General features: G+C 57.6%; 18 protein-coding genes. 3 read left to right on the forward strand and 15 right to left on the reverse strand.

Going from position 1 to position 16454, the window contains the following annotated elements; genetic code table 11:
* Window positions 1–66: 66 nt before the first annotated feature.
* The 10 genes from pepB to trmJ form a co-directional block, all read right to left on the reverse strand.
* A complete protein-coding gene (gene pepB, locus SPE70_RS19705) occupies window positions 67–1353 on the reverse strand; it encodes an aminopeptidase PepB (RefSeq protein ID WP_136047274.1) in 1287 nt (428 codons plus the stop codon).
* Between the two features lie 107 nt (window positions 1354–1460).
* Window positions 1461–1661: a Fe-S cluster assembly protein IscX gene (iscX, locus tag SPE70_RS19710; protein ID WP_002913954.1), complete on the reverse strand. Its 201-nt coding sequence runs from the start codon at window positions 1659–1661 to the stop codon at window positions 1461–1463.
* 1 nt (window position 1662) lies between these two features.
* The gene (gene fdx, locus SPE70_RS19715; protein WP_004201872.1) at window positions 1663–1998 is read right to left on the reverse strand and encodes an ISC system 2Fe-2S type ferredoxin; all 336 of its coding nucleotides are present in this window, start codon (window positions 1996–1998) and stop codon (window positions 1663–1665) included.
* A 1-nt stretch (window position 1999) separates the two neighbouring features.
* Window positions 2000–3850, reverse strand: coding sequence for a Fe-S protein assembly chaperone HscA (gene hscA / locus SPE70_RS19720; RefSeq protein WP_032733428.1), 1851 nt, complete (start codon window positions 3848–3850; stop codon window positions 2000–2002).
* Between the two features lie 15 nt (window positions 3851–3865).
* Complete coding sequence (gene hscB / locus SPE70_RS19725; protein ID WP_008803792.1) at window positions 3866–4381, reverse strand: co-chaperone HscB; 516 nt, start codon at window positions 4379–4381, stop codon at window positions 3866–3868.
* A 74-nt stretch (window positions 4382–4455) separates the two neighbouring features.
* A complete protein-coding gene (iscA, locus tag SPE70_RS19730) occupies window positions 4456–4779 on the reverse strand; it encodes an iron-sulfur cluster assembly protein IscA (RefSeq protein ID WP_002913979.1) in 324 nt (107 codons plus the stop codon).
* A gap of 17 nt (window positions 4780–4796) precedes the next feature.
* A complete protein-coding gene (gene iscU, locus SPE70_RS19735; protein ID WP_002913991.1) occupies window positions 4797–5183 on the reverse strand; it encodes a Fe-S cluster assembly scaffold IscU in 387 nt (128 codons plus the stop codon).
* 26 nt (window positions 5184–5209) lie between these two features.
* Window positions 5210–6424 (reverse strand): cysteine desulfurase, encoded by a 1215-nt coding sequence (gene iscS / locus SPE70_RS19740; protein ID WP_023323104.1) that lies wholly within the window; start codon window positions 6422–6424, stop codon window positions 5210–5212.
* A gap of 179 nt (window positions 6425–6603) precedes the next feature.
* The gene (iscR, locus tag SPE70_RS19745; protein WP_008803790.1) at window positions 6604–7095 is read right to left on the reverse strand and encodes a Fe-S cluster assembly transcriptional regulator IscR; all 492 of its coding nucleotides are present in this window, start codon (window positions 7093–7095) and stop codon (window positions 6604–6606) included.
* 252 nt (window positions 7096–7347) lie between these two features.
* Window positions 7348–8082: a tRNA (cytosine(32)/uridine(32)-2'-O)-methyltransferase TrmJ gene (gene trmJ, locus SPE70_RS19750; protein WP_008803789.1), complete on the reverse strand. Its 735-nt coding sequence runs from the start codon at window positions 8080–8082 to the stop codon at window positions 7348–7350.
* A gap of 120 nt (window positions 8083–8202) precedes the next feature.
* Here trmJ and suhB point away from each other — a divergent pair, with 120 nt between their 5' ends.
* Window positions 8203–9006: an inositol-1-monophosphatase gene (gene suhB / locus SPE70_RS19755; protein WP_008803788.1), complete on the forward strand. Its 804-nt coding sequence runs from the start codon at window positions 8203–8205 to the stop codon at window positions 9004–9006.
* Between the two features lie 46 nt (window positions 9007–9052).
* Here suhB and SPE70_RS19760 read toward each other — a convergent pair whose 3' ends face one another.
* From SPE70_RS19760 to SPE70_RS19770, 3 genes are all read right to left on the reverse strand, one after another.
* Window positions 9053–9889 carry a hypothetical protein gene (locus tag SPE70_RS19760; RefSeq protein WP_016161641.1) on the reverse strand — a complete coding sequence of 279 codons (837 nt, stop codon included), beginning with the start codon at window positions 9887–9889 and terminating at the stop codon, window positions 9053–9055.
* A 99-nt stretch (window positions 9890–9988) separates the two neighbouring features.
* Window positions 9989–10969: a nickel/cobalt transporter gene (locus SPE70_RS19765; RefSeq protein ID WP_012540864.1), complete on the reverse strand. Its 981-nt coding sequence runs from the start codon at window positions 10967–10969 to the stop codon at window positions 9989–9991.
* Entirely contained in the window at window positions 10960–11598 is a 639-nt protein-coding gene (locus tag SPE70_RS19770; RefSeq protein WP_012967437.1) for a DUF1007 family protein, read from the reverse strand. Before SPE70_RS19770 ends, SPE70_RS19765 begins: the two co-directional genes overlap by 10 nt.
* A gap of 124 nt (window positions 11599–11722) precedes the next feature.
* Here SPE70_RS19770 and csiE point away from each other — a divergent pair, with 124 nt between their 5' ends.
* Window positions 11723–13000: a stationary phase inducible protein CsiE gene (gene csiE, locus SPE70_RS19775; protein WP_012540862.1), complete on the forward strand. Its 1278-nt coding sequence runs from the start codon at window positions 11723–11725 to the stop codon at window positions 12998–13000.
* On the opposite strand, the gene SPE70_RS19780 is transcribed toward csiE, so the two are convergent.
* Window positions 12997–14133, reverse strand: a complete 1137-nt coding sequence (locus SPE70_RS19780; protein ID WP_324726402.1) for a 3-phenylpropionate MFS transporter — start codon at window positions 14131–14133, stop codon at window positions 12997–12999. The two genes, csiE and SPE70_RS19780, sit on opposite strands and share 4 nt — an antisense overlap.
* Window positions 14134–14433: 300 nt before the next feature.
* On the opposite strand from SPE70_RS19780, the gene SPE70_RS19785 reads away from it, so the two are divergent.
* Window positions 14434–14856 carry a DoxX family protein gene (locus SPE70_RS19785; RefSeq protein ID WP_012540860.1) on the forward strand — a complete coding sequence of 141 codons (423 nt, stop codon included), beginning with the start codon at window positions 14434–14436 and terminating at the stop codon, window positions 14854–14856.
* 55 nt (window positions 14857–14911) lie between these two features.
* On the opposite strand, the gene glyA is transcribed toward SPE70_RS19785, so the two are convergent.
* On the reverse strand, window positions 14912–16165 hold the full coding sequence (glyA, locus tag SPE70_RS19790; protein WP_008803781.1) for a serine hydroxymethyltransferase: 1254 nt from the start codon (window positions 16163–16165) through the stop codon (window positions 14912–14914).
* Window positions 16166–16454: the final 289 nt, after the last annotated feature.

Below are 16454 nucleotides of genomic sequence, written 5' to 3' on the forward strand. Positions count from 1 at the left end.
GGCCATTCGTCCACGCGGGCATACGGTTTTCCTGGCCGGGTAAGCGTAGCGCCCCCGGCAAGGCCGTTACTCAGCCGTCAGCAGGTTAGCAATGGTACGCACGCCAAGACCCGTCGCGCCCGCCGACCACTGCTCAACGGCAGATTTACGGTAGGTTGCCGAACAGTCGATATGCAGCCAGCCCTGATGGTAGTTTTCCACGAAGTGGGACAGGAAACCCGCCGCGGTACTGGCGCCAGCCGGATAGGCGGCACTGCCGGTGTTGTTCAGTTCAGCGAAGTTCGACGGCAGCTGGTTGCGGTGGAACTCGGCCAGCGGCAGACGCCAGAAGGCTTCGTTTTCCGCCTGGGCGCTCGCCAGCAGGCGATTCGCCAGCGCATCGTCAAAGCTGAACAGCGCGTGGTAGTCATTACCCAACGCGGTTTTCGCCGCGCCGGTCAGGGTGGCGGCATCGATGATCAGCGCCGGCTTCTGCGCCGAAGCGTCAATCAGGCCATCCGCCAGCACCAGGCGGCCTTCGGCGTCAGTGTTCATCACTTCAACGGTTTTGCCGTTACGATAATGAATAATATCGCCGAGTTTAAAGGCGTTACCGCTGATCAGGTTGTCGGCGCAGCACAGGTAGAGCTTCACGCGCTTGTTCAGCCCGCGGGTAATGGCAAAAGCCAGCGCGCCGGTGATGGTCGCCGCGCCGCCCATATCGGATTTCATTGAATCCATAAAGGCGCTCTGTTTGATGCTGTAGCCGCCGGAATCAAAAGTGATGCCTTTGCCCACCAGGCAGGCGTATACCGGGGCTTCTTTATCGCCGGTCGGGTTATAATCCAGCGCCAGCAGGACCGGCGGACGCTCGGAGCCGCGGCCTACGGTGTGCAGACCGAGATAGCCCTGCTCACGCAGATCTTCGCCTTTGGTGATGCGATAGCTCATCTGCTCGCCCGCCACGCTGCACAGCAGGTCCACGGCGCGCTGTGCCAGCTGCTCCGGGCCCAGCTCTTCCGCCGGCGCGTTGATGGTGTCGCGCACCCAGTCAATAATGGTCAGACGGTTGTCCAGCTCGCTACGCTGCGCATCGTCCAGGGTCGGCCATTCAACTTTACGGGTGCCTTTCGGACCTTTATAACCCGCCCAGAACGCCCACGCGCGGTCGGTGTCCCAGCCTTCGCCGCTTAACGCGACATGTTTGATGCCCATACCGTCAATTTTACGCGCCGCGCGTTGAATCAGGCCCAGGTCGTCTTTGCCGTTGAGATGCAGGGCGATGCCGTCGTTATTAATGCTGTAAGACGCCTTTTCTCCCCAGCGCGTATCGGCTGGCTGAGTAGAAAGCGTAATCTTCATGGCTTCGGTCATTATCATTATCCTTCTTAGCAAACGGGCCACCGTATGGCAGCCCGTAATGTTCTCTCGCTCGATGATTCATCCGACTTAATACCGTCGCATAAATCATAACGCGAAAATTATTCGGCTTCGTCTAACCAGACTAACAGAATCGCCTCGAGAATTTTTTCATTGGATGCGTTTGGGTCGTCATCGAACTCTTCCAGATCGCAAATCCACTGATGCATGTCGGTAAAGCGAACGGTTTTCGGATCGAGATCCGGATAAGCGTCGTACAGCGCTTCGCCGATTTCACGGCTGTCGGTCCATTTCAGTGCCATATTAATGCTCGCGTGCGTGGTTGATGGTGTAACGCGGGATCTCAACGACCAGATCTTCGTCGGTGACGCGCGCCTGACAGCTCAGGCGGCTGTCCGGTTCCAGTCCCCAGGCTTTATCCAGCATATCGTCTTCATCTTCGGTACTTTCCGCCAGCGAGTCAAAGCCTTCACGCACGATGCAGTGGCAGGTGGTGCAGGCACAGGATTTTTCGCAGGCGTGTTCAATCTCGATGCCGCTACGCAGCGCCGCATCCAGAATAGTTTCACCAGTCTCAGCTTCCACAACGATGCCATCCGGACACAGGTCCTGGTGGGGCAGAAATACAATTTTTGGCATTTTAAACCTCGTCCACGGATTGGCCTTTCAGCGCGATACGGACCGACTGATCCATACGGCGGGCGGCGAATTCCTGGGTTTGTGTGTCGATATTTTTAATCGCTTCTTTAATGGCGTCGGCGTCGTCGCCTGCCGCCGCGGCGCGTACCTGCTCCGCAGCAGCATCGATAGCCTGACGCTCCGCGGCGCTTAACAGCGCGGCGTCGGCGGCCAGCGCGCTTGTCAGGCTCTCCAGGACGCGGGCGGCTTCCACTTTCTGTTCAGCCAGCATGCGCGCCTGGACATCCTGTTCGGCATAGCTCATCGAATCTTTAATCATGGTGGCGATTTCGCCATCGGTCAGACCGTAAGACGGTTTCACCTGGATAGAGGCTTCCACGCCGGTCGATTTTTCCATCGCCGTGACGCTCAGCAGACCGTCGGCATCGACCTGGAAGGTGACGCGAATATGCGCCCCGCCCGCTGGCAGCGCCGGGATCCCGCGCAGCGCAAAACGCGCCAGCGAGCGGCAATCCTGCACCAGCTCACGCTCGCCCTGCATCACATGAATGGACATCGCCGTCTGACCATCTTTGAAGGTAGTAAACTCCTGCGCGCGGGCCACCGGAATGGTGGTATTACGCGGGATCACTTTCTCCACCAGGCCACCCATGGTCTCCAGCCCTAACGACAGCGGGATAACGTCGAGCAGCAGCAGTTCGCTGTCCGGCTTGTTGCCGACCAGAATATCCGCCTGAATCGCCGCGCCGATGGCGACGACTTTGTCCGGGTCGATGGAGGTCAGCGGGGTGCGGCCAAAGAATTCGCCAACGCGTTCGCGCACCAGCGGCACGCGAGTGGAACCGCCGACCATCACCACTTCCAGCACCTCTTGCGCCTCAACGCCGGCGTCTTTCAGCGCGCGACGGCAGGCCAGTAAAGTGCGTTTTACCAGCGGGGCAATCAGATCGTTAAACTGGCTGCGGGTGATATCGCCCTGCCAGCCGCCGACCTCGACGTGCGCTGCCTCGGCATCGCTGAGGGCGATTTTCGCCGCGATGGCGGCATCCAGCAGCTCACGCTGCAGGCGGTTATCGCTGCGGTCGCTGAAGCCCGCCTGCTCGCGCAGATAGTCGGCCAGCAGATGGTCGAAATCATCGCCGCCGAGCGCCGAGTCACCGCCGGTCGCCAGCACTTCAAACACCCCGCGGCTTAAGCGCAGAATGGAAATATCAAAGGTGCCGCCGCCGAGATCGTAGACCGCAATTACCCCTTCCTGACCGGAATCGAGGCCGTAGGCGATAGCCGCCGCGGTCGGCTCATTGAGCAGGCGCAGCACGTGCAGCCCCGCCAGACGCGCCGCGTCTTTGGTCCCCTGACGCTGAGCGTCGTCGAAATAAGCGGGAACGGTGATCACCACGCCGTCGAGTTCACCAGCCAGCGCTTCGGTTGCCCGGGCAGCCAGCGCTTTCAGGATGTCGGCGGAGACGCGAATCGGGTTCAGCAGGCCGCCGGCGGTCTGGATCATCGGCAGGCCGTTTTCACTGGCCTGCAGCTGATACGGCAGATGCGGGTAGCGGTTTTGAATATCGGCGAGGGAGCGCCCCATCATTCGCTTCACCGAGCTGATGGTATTGGCAGGATCCTGGGCGGCGTTAAGCCGGGCATCATAGCCGACGGTCAGCCCCGAAGCGTGGTAGTTCACCACCGACGGCAGCAGATAGCGGCCTTGATGGTCGGGCAAGGTTTCGGCCTGGCCGCTACGCACGGTAGCCACCAGAGAATTGGTGGTGCCCAGGTCGATACCGGCCGCCAGACGACGCTGGTGCGGCGCGGCGCTCAGGCCGGGCTCACTAATTTGTAATAAGGCCATAATTGCTTCCGAAAATTAAAAATCGAGCAGTTTTTCTTCGAGTTCTTCAGCACTGCTGCGCAGTTTATCAAGAAAACGGAGCTTACGTACCGTATCCGCCGCCGCCTCCCAGCTCTCATTATGCAATTGGTCAACCATCAGTTGATGGCGGGTATCAAACAGCGCTTTCACTCGTTTGATAAAGGCTTCCAGCCGCGCATCGTCTTTCGCCTTACCGATCTCGTCGAGCTCTTCGCGTAGCTCCAGCTGTTCCATCAGGAATGCGGTATCGCGAACGGTATGCTGCTCGCTGGCCAGATCGAAGCCATGAAGCGAGAGGAGGTATTCCGCCCGGGTCAACGGATGGCGCAGCGTCTGCCAGGCCTGGTTTATGGTCGCGGAATGCTGAACCGCCGCAAGCTGTTCCGCAGCAGGCGCGCTGGCAAATTTATCCGGATGGTACTGGCGCTGCAGATCCTGATACCGGACAGCCAGTTGTTCAAGCGAGAGGGTATAGCTGGCTGGTAACCCGAAGAGGGTGAAATAGTCCATAGTAACCTCAGGGTCATGCATCTAAATGAAAACCCCACGCGCGGCGTAACCGCGGTGGGGTTGGGGATGACCGATTATACGTTAAAGCTTTCGCCGCAGCCGCACTCGTCTTTGACGTTAGGGTTGGTGAACTTGAACCCTTCGTTGAGACCTTCTTTGACGAAGTCCAGCTGAGTGCCGTCGAGGAATTGCAGACTTTTGCCGTCGATCACGACCTTCACGCCTTTGTCTTCAAACACGGTGTCTTCTGCCGCCGGCTCGTCAACAAACTCCAGTACATAGGCCATACCCGAGCAGCCGGAGGTTCTCACGCCCAGGCGCAGGCCAAACCCTTTACCGCGGTTCGCCAGAAAGGCATTGACTCGCGCTGCAGCACTGTCGCTAAGAGTAATCGACATAACAAAACCTCAACTAATTATTTTGCTTCACGTTTGCTTTTGTAATCCGCAATCGCGGCTTTAATCGCGTCTTCCGCCAGAATAGAGCAGTGAATTTTCACCGGCGGCAGTTCCAGTTCATCGGCGATATCGGTGTTCTTGATCGCCTGCGCTTCGTCCAGGGATTTGCCCTTCACCCACTCGGTGACCAGGGAGCTGGAAGCGATGGCGGAACCGCAGCCGTAGGTTTTGAAGCGCGCGTCTTCAATGATACCTTCATTGTTGACTTTAATCTGCAACTTCATCACGTCGCCGCAGGCCGGCGCGCCGACCATACCGCTGCCGACGTTCTCGTCGCTGTTGTCAAAAGAGCCGACGTTGCGCGGATTCTCGTAATGATCGATAACTTTTTCGCTGTATGCCATGTTGAATTCTCCTTATCGGTGCCGAATTAGTGATGTGACCATTCAATACTGTTCAAATCCACGCCCTGCTTAAACATTTCCCACAGCGGAGAAAGATCGCGCAGACGGCCGATGGAGTTACGAACCAGTTTGATGGTGTAGTCAATCTCTTCTTCGGTAGTGAAACGACCTAAAGAGAAACGAATAGAGCTGTGCGCCAGTTCATCAGTCATACCTAACGCGCGCAGCACGTAGGATGGCTCAAGGCTCGCGGAAGTACAGGCTGAACCGGAGGAAACCGCCAGGTCTTTCAGCGCCATAATCAGCGACTCACCTTCAACGTAGTTGAAGCTGACGTTAAGAATGTTCGGCGCGCCCTGCTCGAGGTCGCCGTTGAGATAAACTTCTTCCATATCCTTCACGCCGTTCCACAGACGGTTGCGCAGCGCGCGCAGACGCGCCATTTCGCTTTCCATCTCTTCTTTGGCGATACGGTAAGCTTCACCCATGCCGACGATCTGGTGAACAGGCAAAGTACCAGAACGCATACCGCGCTCGTGGCCACCGCCGTGCATCTGCGCTTCGATACGGATACGCGGTTTACGGCGAACGTACAGCGCGCCAATGCCTTTCGGACCATAGATTTTATGGCCGGAGAAGGACATCAGGTCCACCTTCAGCTGGCTCAGATCGATAGGCAGCTTGCCCACGCTCTGGGTGGCGTCTACGTGGTAAATGATACCGCGGGCGCGACACATCTCGCCGATGGTAGCGATATCCTGCACCACGCCGATTTCGTTATTCACATGCATGATGGAAACCAGGATGGTGTCGTCACGCATCGCCGCTTCCAGCTCTTTGAGATCGATAATCCCGTTGCGCTGCGGCGCCAGGTAGGTCACCTCGAAGCCTTCACGCTCCAGCTGACGGCAGGTATCCAGAACCGCTTTATGCTCGGTTTTGCTGGTGATGATGTGCTTGCCTTTTTTCTGATAAAAGTTGGCTGCACCCTTGATCGCCAGGTTGTCGGATTCAGTCGCACCAGAGGTAAAGACGATTTCGCGCGGGTCGGCACCGACCAGCTCGGCAATCTGATTGCGGGCGATATCAACCGCCTCTTCAGCCTGCCAGCCAAAACGGTGGGAACGGGAGGCCGGGTTACCAAAGGTCCCGTCCATGGTCAGGAACTGCATCATTTTCTCGGCAACACGCGGGTCCACCGGCGTGGTTGCGGAGTAATCGAGATAAATCGGTAATTTCATTGCTCTTAAACTCCGTACATCACTCAATGCAAGGAATCAGGCAACCGGCTTGATGTACGACCGAGTACACGGAATGCTGGCGCATCCCGGCCTGATTCTGAAAGCTCTTTATAATCGTTGTCCCGACCGTTTCGTGCTGCCTCGCCCTGTCAGCCGCAGTCCGAAACGGGACGGGTCACTCAGGCGCGCAGCTTAACGTTGATCGCGTCCTGGGTGCGCGCATTGCGCTGGGTTTCGTGCTGATGCTGACGGCCGGACACATCAAGGATCTCCTGGTTATTCACCAGTTCACCCAGGGTGATATTGTTCAGGAAGCCGGTCAGGCGTTCGCTCAAATCGCGCCACAGCGCGTGAGTCAGGCACTTATCGCCGCCCTGACAGCCGCCTTTGCCCTGGCAACGGGTCGCGTCAACGGATTCGTCTACCGCGCTGATCACTTCGCCGACGGCGATGCTGCTGGCATCTTTACCTAACAGATAACCACCGCCTGGACCACGAACGCTGGAAACCAGGCCATTTTTACGCAGGCGAGAGAACAGCTGTTCCAGATAGGAAAGCGAAATTCCCTGACGCTCTGAAATATCTGCCAACGGCACCGGGCCCGTTTCAGAGTTGAGCGCAACGTCAAGCATCGCGGTCACGGCATAACGCCCTTTAGATGTCAGTCTCATGTCTTACTTAACCTCAAACTCGCCCCTGGCCGGGCTTTTTATTAATATGGGTATTGCATAGCAGGGCCAAGTCTGACATTCCCGAGTAATTTGGTCAACTATTTACTTGACTGTTTTAGTCAGGTATTTGGCTTTCCGTGCCGTTATTAATTTCGAGCCGCTCCCGGGGTCGGCCAAAGGCCTCGCCCGGGCTACAACAGAGATGTAGATTCGTAGGCCGGATAAGCGAAGCGCCATCCGGCGTTAACGCGCTTACTTACCTTTATTCTGCTGCTCAATAGACGCCAGCATGCCGCGCAGAATGTTCAGCTCCTGACTTTCCGGACGCGCGCGGGTGAACAGCCGACGCAGCTTGTTCATCACCTGCCCCGGATGATTCGGGCGGATGAAGCCCGTCGCCAGCAGCGTCTGCTCAAGATGGCCGTAGAAACGCTCCAGATCGTCCACCAGCGGGTACGGCGCCTCTTCATGGTCAACCGCAGGCTGCGCCTGCTCCTGCGTCGCCAGCCAGGCCATCCGCACTTCATAAGCGATAACCTGCACCGCCATCGCCAGGTTCAACGAGCTGTACTCCGGGTTCGCGGCGATCGCCACGTGGTAGTGGCACTTCTGCAGCTCTTCGTTGGTCAGGCCAACGCGTTCGCGGCCAAAGACCAGCGCCACCGGCGCATGCTGCCCCTCGGCGACGCTTTTCAGGCCGCATTCGCGCGGATCGAGCATTGGCCACGGCAGTGTACGGGAGCGCGCGCTGGTACCCACCACCAGGCTGCAGCCCGCCAGGGCTTCATCAAGGGTATCGACGATCTGCGCGTTACCGATCACATCGCTGGCGCCCGCGGCGAGGGCTATCGCCTGTGAGTCGGGTTTGACCAGTGGGTTGACCAGCCACAGGTTAGTTAAGCCCATGGTTTTCATCGCGCGGGCTACAGAGCCCATATTGCCGGTGTGGGAGGTTTCTACCAGTACGATTCGAATATTTTGCAGCATTATGGTTCTTCGGCTAAAGATTATTCGGGCATGCTACCATAAAACGGAGACATAAGCAGATTTCGCTGTTATTATATGCGCCGTTTTTTCCCGTTCTTTAACATCCAGTGAGAGAGACCGATGCATCCGATGCTGAACATCGCCGTGCGCGCCGCGCGCAAGGCGGGTAATTTAATTGCCAAGCACTACGAAACGCCAGACACCGTAGAAACCAGCCAGAAAGGCAGCAATGATTTTGTGACCAACGTCGATAAAGCCGCTGAAGCGATTATTATCGAAACCATTCGCAAATCTTACCCGCAGCACACCATTATCACCGAAGAAAGCGGTGAACACGCTGGTGAAGAGCAGGATGTTCAATGGGTTATCGATCCACTGGATGGCACCACCAACTTCGTTAAACGTCTGCCCCACTTCTCTGTTTCCATCGCCGTACGCATCAAAGGTCGTACTGAAGTCGCGGTGGTTTACGATCCGATGCGTAACGAACTGTTTACCGCGACCCGCGGCCAGGGCGCGCAGCTGAACGGCTACCGTCTGCGCGGCAGCAACGCTCGCGACCTCGACGGCACCATCATCGCGACCGGCTTCCCGTTCAAAGCGAAGCAGCACGCCACCACTTACATGAATATTCTCGGCAACATGTTTACCGAATGTGCCGACTTCCGTCGCACCGGCTCTGCCGCGCTGGATCTGGCCTATGTAGCCGCCGGCCGCGTTGACGGTTACTTTGAGATCGCCCTGAAGCCTTGGGATTTCGCCGCAGGCGAGCTGATCGCCCGTGAAGCTGGCGCGATTGTCTGCGACTTCACCGGTGGCCATAACTACCTGCTGACGGGCAACATCGTTGCCGGTAACCCGCGCGTGGTGAAAGCGATGCTGGCGAATATGCGTGAGCAGCTGAGCGATGCGCTGAAGCGTTAATCTCTTACTGATGTCAAAAAGGAAGCCGCGGCTTCCTTTTTTTATGTCATTTTATCATGTTGAGGATCTGGCGAATCACCGCATTGCCGCCGATGCACAGTACCGTCAGGCCGCTAAACAAGGCCAGCGGCCCGCGCCAGCGCAGGCAGCCCTGCGGCCCCAGCCAGCGCCGGAAACACAACGCTATTCCTACCGTCGCCAGGCGGGCTAACAGCACGCCGACCATCGCCGGAACCAGCAGCAGCCATCCCCACAGCGGCAACTCGAACTGCTGCGCACTGAGTAAAATCCATACCAGCTGAAACGGCAGATAAAAGCTCAGGGCAAAGATCAGCGGAATGCGAATATTGCTTGCCGGTGCGGAAACGCCTTGAAAGTCTCGCCAGCTATCGCGCAGCAGTATCCCAGCCAGCACCAGCGTGGCCAGATAGCAGACGTCGTTAAATATGCCCACGAACTGCATCAGCCGATAGCTGGTCAGCTTCCCCATGAAAGCAAAACGCCAGAAAATGATCACCAGGAAACCGAACTGCAATACCCAGCTGCGCAGGATCCAATCGACCATCTCCCGTAGCGAAGGCTGATTATGCACAGCCCAGGCAACAATGGGCAGTTTACTGTGCCCGGGGTGGCAAAAAGCCATGACGAAACCCGACAGCGTTAAGGTGGCGTAGGCCACCAGCGGGATATCCCCGATACGCGACACCCCGAATCCCATGACATACGACATGGCGTGGTAGACGCGCACCAGATCTGACGGCCACCAGCTGGCCAGCGCCGGAAACCAGTAGACGATCGCCAGGCCCGCCAGCAGCCCGGCGGCACCGGCGCAGCCATAATAAAACCGCCCGCTCGGTGCGGAAGAAACGATATTTGCGGCCATAGCGACTCCTTGTCATCCGCCGAAAAGCGGAAAACTAGAGCATCGCTTCGCCAGCGGCAAGCACAGGCGCCCACTTTCGGATTTGCGCCCGGCGTCTGACTAAAACGGGCGGATCCCACCGCCGGCCGGGACCGCGGTGAACCACATCACTCCTGCCGCCGCCAGCAAAATCACGCCGCCGGCCAGCGCCAGCGTCAGCCAGCCCACCTGACGCCACAGCGGCGGCGCCTGATGCTGACCCAGCTTCACCGCCAGCTGGCGAAAACTGTGCACCAGCAGCGCCAGCGCCGTGATGGTCAACGAGGTTCCCGCCGCCATCGCCAGCGCCGCCGCCATTCCCCAACTGAACACCCCGATCACCTTGCTGAACAGCAGCACCATGATCGCTCCCGAGCAGGGGCGCATGCCCATCGACAGGACGATCGCGGCGCGTGCCCGCCAGTCGTCGCCGCTCTGAAGCTGATCCGGCGCCGGGAGATGCTGATGCCCGCAGCCGCAATGCTCGTGATGAACATGATGTGGGGTAAAAGCGGTAAACGTTGGCCGGCTCAGCAGCAGACGCAGCTTTTTTAACGCCCGCCAGCACAGCAGCAAGCCTAATGCGCCCACCAGCAGATAGCTGCCCTTCTCCAGCCAGAAACTGCTGAGATGCAGCTGGCGCGCCGGCAGCTGCAGCAGCGCCAGCACCACGACCACCAGCGCGATGGCCACCAGTCCCTGTAATAAAGAGGCGGCCAGCGTCAGGTTAATGCTTGATTTCAGCTTCGAGGGATGGGTGGCGAGCCAGGTAGTAATGACAATTTTGCCATGGCCGGGCCCTAAGGCATGCACTACACCATAAACGAAACTGAACCCGAGCAGCGACAGGCCCGCCGCTGCCGGGTTCTCCGCCACCGCCTGCAGCAGGCGGCTGAGTTCCAGATTCAACGAGCGCTGCCAGACCGCGCTCTGCATCAGCACCTGCGGCCACGCCCGCCATAGCCAAATGCCGCCGATGATGCTCACAGCCAGCAACAGCGCCAGCGGCCACAGCGCTTTCCAGCGCGAGGATCGCGCGCGGGGGGTGAAAATTACTGACATGTCAGGGTCACCTTCTGGGCAAAATAGCTGCCCAGCGCCATATCCTCCGGCGGCGCATCCGCTTTATCCAGCGACTGAGCGTACGAGAGCATTTTGTCGTTCGGTTTTGGCGTCATCACCGTTGCCTTACAGGCGGCCCGCAGCGCGGCGGGCAGGGAAAAATCGCTATCCTTGTCATAAAACATGTCGACGTAGTAGGTCGGGTCGAAGGTGGAAAAGGTAAACGTCTGCCCGGCAACGGGTTGCGGCGTCGCCAGCGGCAGCGTAAAGGTCAGTACCGCCTGCAGTCCGTCACGCTCGAGGCCATAGCCGTCGGGACGATTTTCAAATTTCACCCGCTGGCCGTTGTGCCACAGCTCGCTGAAATAGTGCTGGCCGAGTACGTTGGCCATCACCTCCGCCGCCAGCTTTTTCCATACTTCGCTGCCCGGTTTGGCGTTACCGGCGTCATAGAGCAGATCCGATGAGGTAATTTCATCCATGGTCCAGCGCATTTTAAACCCGCTCAGCAGACCGTCTTTAACCACCGGCTCGCTCTGCAAACTAATGAAGCTATGCGGATGCGCGGCGGCTGAAAATGATAAAACCATGAAAAACGCCGCGCTGGTGCATTGTTTCACTCTGTTCATCTGTTCCTCACGTGAAAAATTCTGTGAACTTCACCAGCAATCCTGAGCTAAAGCGGGCGTTTCGCCCTGCCCCCGCCTCTGCCATTGTCTATTCTTAGCGAAAACCCTAACTGGAACTTACCAGATGATGACCGTCATTGAACCACCATCTGCGCTTTCCAGTCCACAGCGCCGTAGCCAGGTGCTCCTGATGTTTTATCTGCCCGGACAGTCGGTGACGACTGAACGGCTTGGCAGGATCAACCTCGTTGATGAGACCACGGCCCGGCAGGATATTGAGGAGACCGGACGCGAAATTCAGCGTTACCACCGTTTGACCCTCCGGTCAGAGGTGGACGGCAGCTATCGGATTGAAGGCGCCGCGCTCGACCAACGTTTATGTCTGCTGCATGCGCTGCGGCGGGGGCTACGCCTCTGCCCGCAGTTCGTCAATCATCATTTTACCCCGGCCCTGAAAACGCAGCTTAAACAGGAAGGCATTGCCCGTACCTTATACGATGATACCAATCTGCAGGCGCTGGTGAACCGCTGCGCGCGGGCGCTCAATCGCCAGTTTGACTGCCGCGACGTGCAGTTTCTGCGCTTATATCTGCAGTACTGTCTGCTTGAGCATCACCGGGGATACTCTCCGGACTTCAATGATGAACAGCAGCGTTGGGCCCAGACCGCCGCCGAGTTTACCCTGGCGCAGGAGATTGTCCGCCACTGGCAGCGCCGGGTCGGCGCTCCGCCGCATGTTGGAGAGCCCTTCTTCCTCTCGCTACTGTTTATGTTGCTCAAAACCCCCGACCCGGTCCGCGACGGTCACCCGCACGATCGCCGCCTGCGACTGGCTATCTCCGGCCTGATCCATCGCTTCCAGGTCCTCGCCGGCAGGGCTTTCAGTGATGAGCAGGGGCTCAGCGATCAACTCTATATTCATTTATCGCAGGCGTTGATCCGCAGCGTGTTTGCCATCGGCATCGACAGCACGCTCACGGAGGAAGTGAGCCGGCTCTATCCTCGCTTACTGCGTACCACCCAGGCGGCATTGAGCGAATTCGAGGAAGCCTGGCACATCCATTTTAATGAGGAAGAGACCGGCTTAATCGCGGTGATCTTTGGCGCCTGGCTGATGCAGAAAAGCGACCTGCACGAAAAACAGGTGCTGTTGCTAACCGATGACAACCCGGCTATAGAAGAGGCTCTGGAACAGCAGCTGCGCGAACTCACGCTGCTGCCGCTGAATATCAAATACCAGAGCGTAGAGCGCTTTCAGAAGGAAGGTGCGCCCAAAGGGGTGACGCTTATCGTCACCCCTTATGCGACGGCGCTACCGCTGTTTTCGCCGCCGCTGATCCACGCGGAGAACTGCTTCACTGAACGCCAGCAGCAGCATATCTGCGCGATGCTTGAGGACTAGGTCGCCACCGCTTTTGGCCGGATAATCAGCGCCGGGATCGTCAGCAGGGCCATTACCCAGAACACGCCCTGGTGCAGGTGCTGATAGAGGAAACCGGCGAAGACGGTCATGATGGCAATACTCCCGCCCATCGCCACCGCAGAATAGACGGCCTGCAGGCGGATCACTTCGCTGCCCTGACGGGCGGCGATATAGCGCATCGCCGCCAAGTGACACACCGTGAAGGTGCCACAGTGAAGGATCTGCGCAAGGAGGAGTCCCGGCAGCGCCATGGTCCAGCCCATCAGTCCCCAGCGAATCAGCCCGCAGACGGCGGAGAGCAGCAGCAGGTCGCGTGCGCTGAAGCGGCGGAACACCTTTTTACTCAACGCGAAGATCACCACTTCCGCCACCACGCCTAACGACCACAGATAACCGACCGCCGAGGCAGAATAGCCGGCCTGCTGCCAGTAGATGGCGCTAAAGCCGTAGTAGGCGGCGTGCGCCCCCTGTAGCAAACAGACGCAGGCGAGAAAGCGCCAGCTCTGGCGTACCAGCGTCAGCCAGGCCGTCAGTCCTGCTCCCTGCTGCTGGCGCGACTCCCCGTGGGGCATCACCGACGGCTTAAGCAGCATACCCAGCAGCATCGAGGCGACACCCAGGCTTAACATCAGCAGGATCGCCCGGTAGTCAAACAGACTGACCAGCTTGCCGGTCAGCGCCGAACCGATGACAAAGGCAATGGAGCCCCATAGCCGTACCCGGCCATAGTCCATGGTGATCTGCTTTTGCCAGGTATTGGCCAGGGCATCCGTCAGCGGCACCAGCGGCGAAAAGAACAGGTTGAAGCCGATGATGACCGCCAGCAGCCATGCCACGTGACTGCCGACCCAGAAGGCCAGCGCGAAAAGTAAGGTTAACAGGGCCAGCACGCGCAACGCGGCAATGAGCCGGGAGGGATCGCTGACCCGCGGGGCAATCAGCAGGCTCCCAAGAAAACGGGCCACCAGGCCGGCGCCAAGCAACAGGCCGATGGTTTCCGGAGTCAGCCCGTTTCCGGCCAGCCAGACGCTCCAGAAGGGCAGAAAAATACCGTAGCTAAAAAAGTAGGTGAAATAACTGAGCGCCAGCCAGCGCGTGGAGTGCAAGACCATGATTTCCTCCCGAATGGTGGCGATAGTCTGGCGACAAACCCCATCTTGAGTAAACCGGTGTCTCACTCTCTATATGGAAGTTGAGTACATTTGTCTTTAAATCGTGACACACATCACAGAGCGAGCACCATCCCATCGCCGGTTGTATTAAATAAAATCCGATAACCGGGCATCAAAGTGCGAGCAACCCCGCAGCCAAATCCTGATGAAACGAAGCGCAACATTATTATTTTCTCACCATGGCGGCGGGCAAATTTGTGTATTACGTTTAAATCACACTTCTCTCATAACGAGCTGATTATGAACACACTCCGCTATTTTGATTTTGGCGCTTCCCGCTCCTTGCTGCTGCTCATCGCCCGCATCGCCGTGGTGGTCCTGTTTATCCTTTTTGGTTATCCGAAACTGTTAGGCTTTGGCGGTACGGTGCAGTACATGGCCGCCTCCGGCGCGCCGATGCCGACGCTGGCGGCGATTATCGCTGTGATAATGGAGGTCCCTGCGGCGATCTTAATTGTGTTGGGCTTTTTCACCCGCCCGCTGGCGGTCATCTTTATTTTTTATACGCTGGGTACGGCGGTGATTGGCCATCATTACTGGGATATGACCGGCGATGCGGTATTGCCGAACATGATTAATTTCTGGAAAAACGTCAGTATTGCCGGCGCTTTTCTGCTGTTGGCGATTACCGGCCCCGGCGCGATTTCGCTCGACCGCCGCTAATCGGCAGACACAAAAAAGGCCGCAATCGCGGCCTTTTTTATTGCAACGTTAACGCTTACGCATAAACCGGGAAACGTGCGCAGATATCCAGCACTTTGCCTTTCACACGTTCAATGACCGCTTCGTCATTGATATTGTCCAGCACGTCACACATCCAGCCAGCCAGCTCTTTAACTTCCGCTTCTTTGAAGCCGCGGCGAGTCACAGCCGGAGAACCGATACGGATACCGGAAGTCACGAACGGGCTCTTCGGATCGTTCGGCACGCTGTTTTTGTTCACGGTGATGTTGGCGCGGCCCAGGGCGGCGTCAGCTTCTTTACCGGTCAGGTTTTTATCCACCAGATCCAGCAGGAACAGGTGGTTCTCAGTACCGCCAGAAACCACTTTGTAGCCGCGGTTCAGGAACACTTCCACCATCGCTTTGGCGTTTTTCGCAACCTGCTGCTGGTAAACTTTAAACTCTGGCTCCATCGCTTCTTTCAGCGCCACCGCTTTGGCCGCGATAACGTGCATCAGCGGGCCGCCCTGCGCGCTTGGGAACACGGCAGAGTTCAGTTTTTTGTACAGCTCTTCGCTACCGCCTTTCGCCAGAATCAGGCCGCCGCGCGGACCCGCCAGGGTTTTGTGGGTGGTGGTGGTCACAACGTGAGCATGCGGAACCGGGTTCGGATACACACCCGCGGCAATCAGGCCTGCCACGTGCGCCATATCGACGAACAGGTAAGCGCCGATGCTGTCAGCGATTTCACGCATTTTCGCCCAGTCAACGATACCGGAGTAAGCGGAGAAACCACCGATGATCATCTTCGGTTTGTGTTCCTGAGCCTGCTTCGCCATGTCGTCATAGTCAATTTTACCGGACTCATCAATACCGTAAGGGATGATGTTGTACAGTTTGCCGGAGAAGTTAACCGGAGAGCCGTGAGTCAGGTGGCCGCCCTGCGCCAGGTTCATACCGAGCACGGTATCGCCCGGCTGCAGCAGCGCGGTGTAGACCGCAAAGTTAGCCTGAGAGCCGGAGTGCGGCTGGACGTTAGCATAGTCAGCGCCGAACAGTTCTTTCGCGCGGTCGATAGCCAGTTGCTCAACCACGTCGACATATTCACAGCCGCCGTAGTAACGCTTGCCCGGATACCCTTCAGCATATTTGTTGGTCAGCTGAGAGCCCTGCGCCTGCATGACGCGCGGACTGGTGTAGTTTTCGGAGGCGATCAGTTCGATGTGCTCTTCCTGACGTACTTTTTCCTGCTCCATAGCCTGCCACAGTTCGGCATCATAATCGGCAATGTTCATTTCACGCTTTAACATCCGCATCTCCTGACTCAGCTAACAATAAAATTTCGGCCTAAAAAGGCGGTCCGATTGGACAACGGCCCACAGTATAACCTAATCATTCTGTGATAACAGGTCTTGACAAAGGATTTTACGCAAACGATTGGCTCCGCATGACACAAGGCTTTGAGCAATAACGTCTCTCTCATTATCAACGGATTTCTTTTCAGGTTTGTGATGCAAATTCTTCATGTTGTAACGGCATCGGGGTTAAGTGTTAAAGAACCATTTACATAGCAGGGTTATTTCTATAAGATGCATTTAA

Origin of the sequence: Klebsiella sp. ZJOU C1 (assembly GCF_035620215.1) — a bacterium.
Classification (GTDB): Bacteria; Pseudomonadota; Gammaproteobacteria; order Enterobacterales; family Enterobacteriaceae; genus Klebsiella; species Klebsiella variicola.

Excerpts from the sequence above, each read along its gene's own strand:
- SPE70_RS19760 (WP_016161641.1), bottom strand. The coding sequence starts at position 9,889 with ATGGCCGCAAATATCGTTTCTTCCGCACCGAGCGGGCGGTTTTATTAT.
- SPE70_RS19785 (WP_012540860.1), top strand. The coding sequence starts at position 14,434 with ATGAACACACTCCGCTATTTTGATTTTGGCGCTTCCCGCTCCTTGCTG.
- hscB (WP_008803792.1), bottom strand. The coding sequence starts at position 4,381 with ATGGACTATTTCACCCTCTTCGGGTTACCAGCCAGCTATACCCTCTCG.
- SPE70_RS19780 (WP_324726402.1), bottom strand. The coding sequence starts at position 14,133 with ATGGTCTTGCACTCCACGCGCTGGCTGGCGCTCAGTTATTTCACCTAC.
- iscU (WP_002913991.1), bottom strand. The coding sequence starts at position 5,183 with ATGGCATACAGCGAAAAAGTTATCGATCATTACGAGAATCCGCGCAAC.
- iscS (WP_023323104.1), bottom strand. The coding sequence starts at position 6,424 with ATGAAATTACCGATTTATCTCGATTACTCCGCAACCACGCCGGTGGAC.
- trmJ (WP_008803789.1), bottom strand. The coding sequence starts at position 8,082 with ATGCTGCAAAATATTCGAATCGTACTGGTAGAAACCTCCCACACCGGC.
- hscA (WP_032733428.1), bottom strand. The coding sequence starts at position 3,850 with ATGGCCTTATTACAAATTAGTGAGCCCGGCCTGAGCGCCGCGCCGCAC.
- suhB (WP_008803788.1), top strand. The coding sequence starts at position 8,203 with ATGCATCCGATGCTGAACATCGCCGTGCGCGCCGCGCGCAAGGCGGGT.
- iscX (WP_002913954.1), bottom strand. The coding sequence starts at position 1,661 with ATGGCACTGAAATGGACCGACAGCCGTGAAATCGGCGAAGCGCTGTAC.
- iscA (WP_002913979.1), bottom strand. The coding sequence starts at position 4,779 with ATGTCGATTACTCTTAGCGACAGTGCTGCAGCGCGAGTCAATGCCTTT.
- fdx (WP_004201872.1), bottom strand. The coding sequence starts at position 1,998 with ATGCCAAAAATTGTATTTCTGCCCCACCAGGACCTGTGTCCGGATGGC.
- glyA (WP_008803781.1), bottom strand. The coding sequence starts at position 16,165 with ATGTTAAAGCGTGAAATGAACATTGCCGATTATGATGCCGAACTGTGG.
- iscR (WP_008803790.1), bottom strand. The coding sequence starts at position 7,095 with ATGAGACTGACATCTAAAGGGCGTTATGCCGTGACCGCGATGCTTGAC.
- pepB (WP_136047274.1), bottom strand. The coding sequence starts at position 1,353 with ATGACCGAAGCCATGAAGATTACGCTTTCTACTCAGCCAGCCGATACG.
- SPE70_RS19770 (WP_012967437.1), bottom strand. The coding sequence starts at position 11,598 with ATGAACAGAGTGAAACAATGCACCAGCGCGGCGTTTTTCATGGTTTTA.
- SPE70_RS19765 (WP_012540864.1), bottom strand. The coding sequence starts at position 10,969 with ATGTCAGTAATTTTCACCCCCCGCGCGCGATCCTCGCGCTGGAAAGCG.
- csiE (WP_012540862.1), top strand. The coding sequence starts at position 11,723 with ATGATGACCGTCATTGAACCACCATCTGCGCTTTCCAGTCCACAGCGC.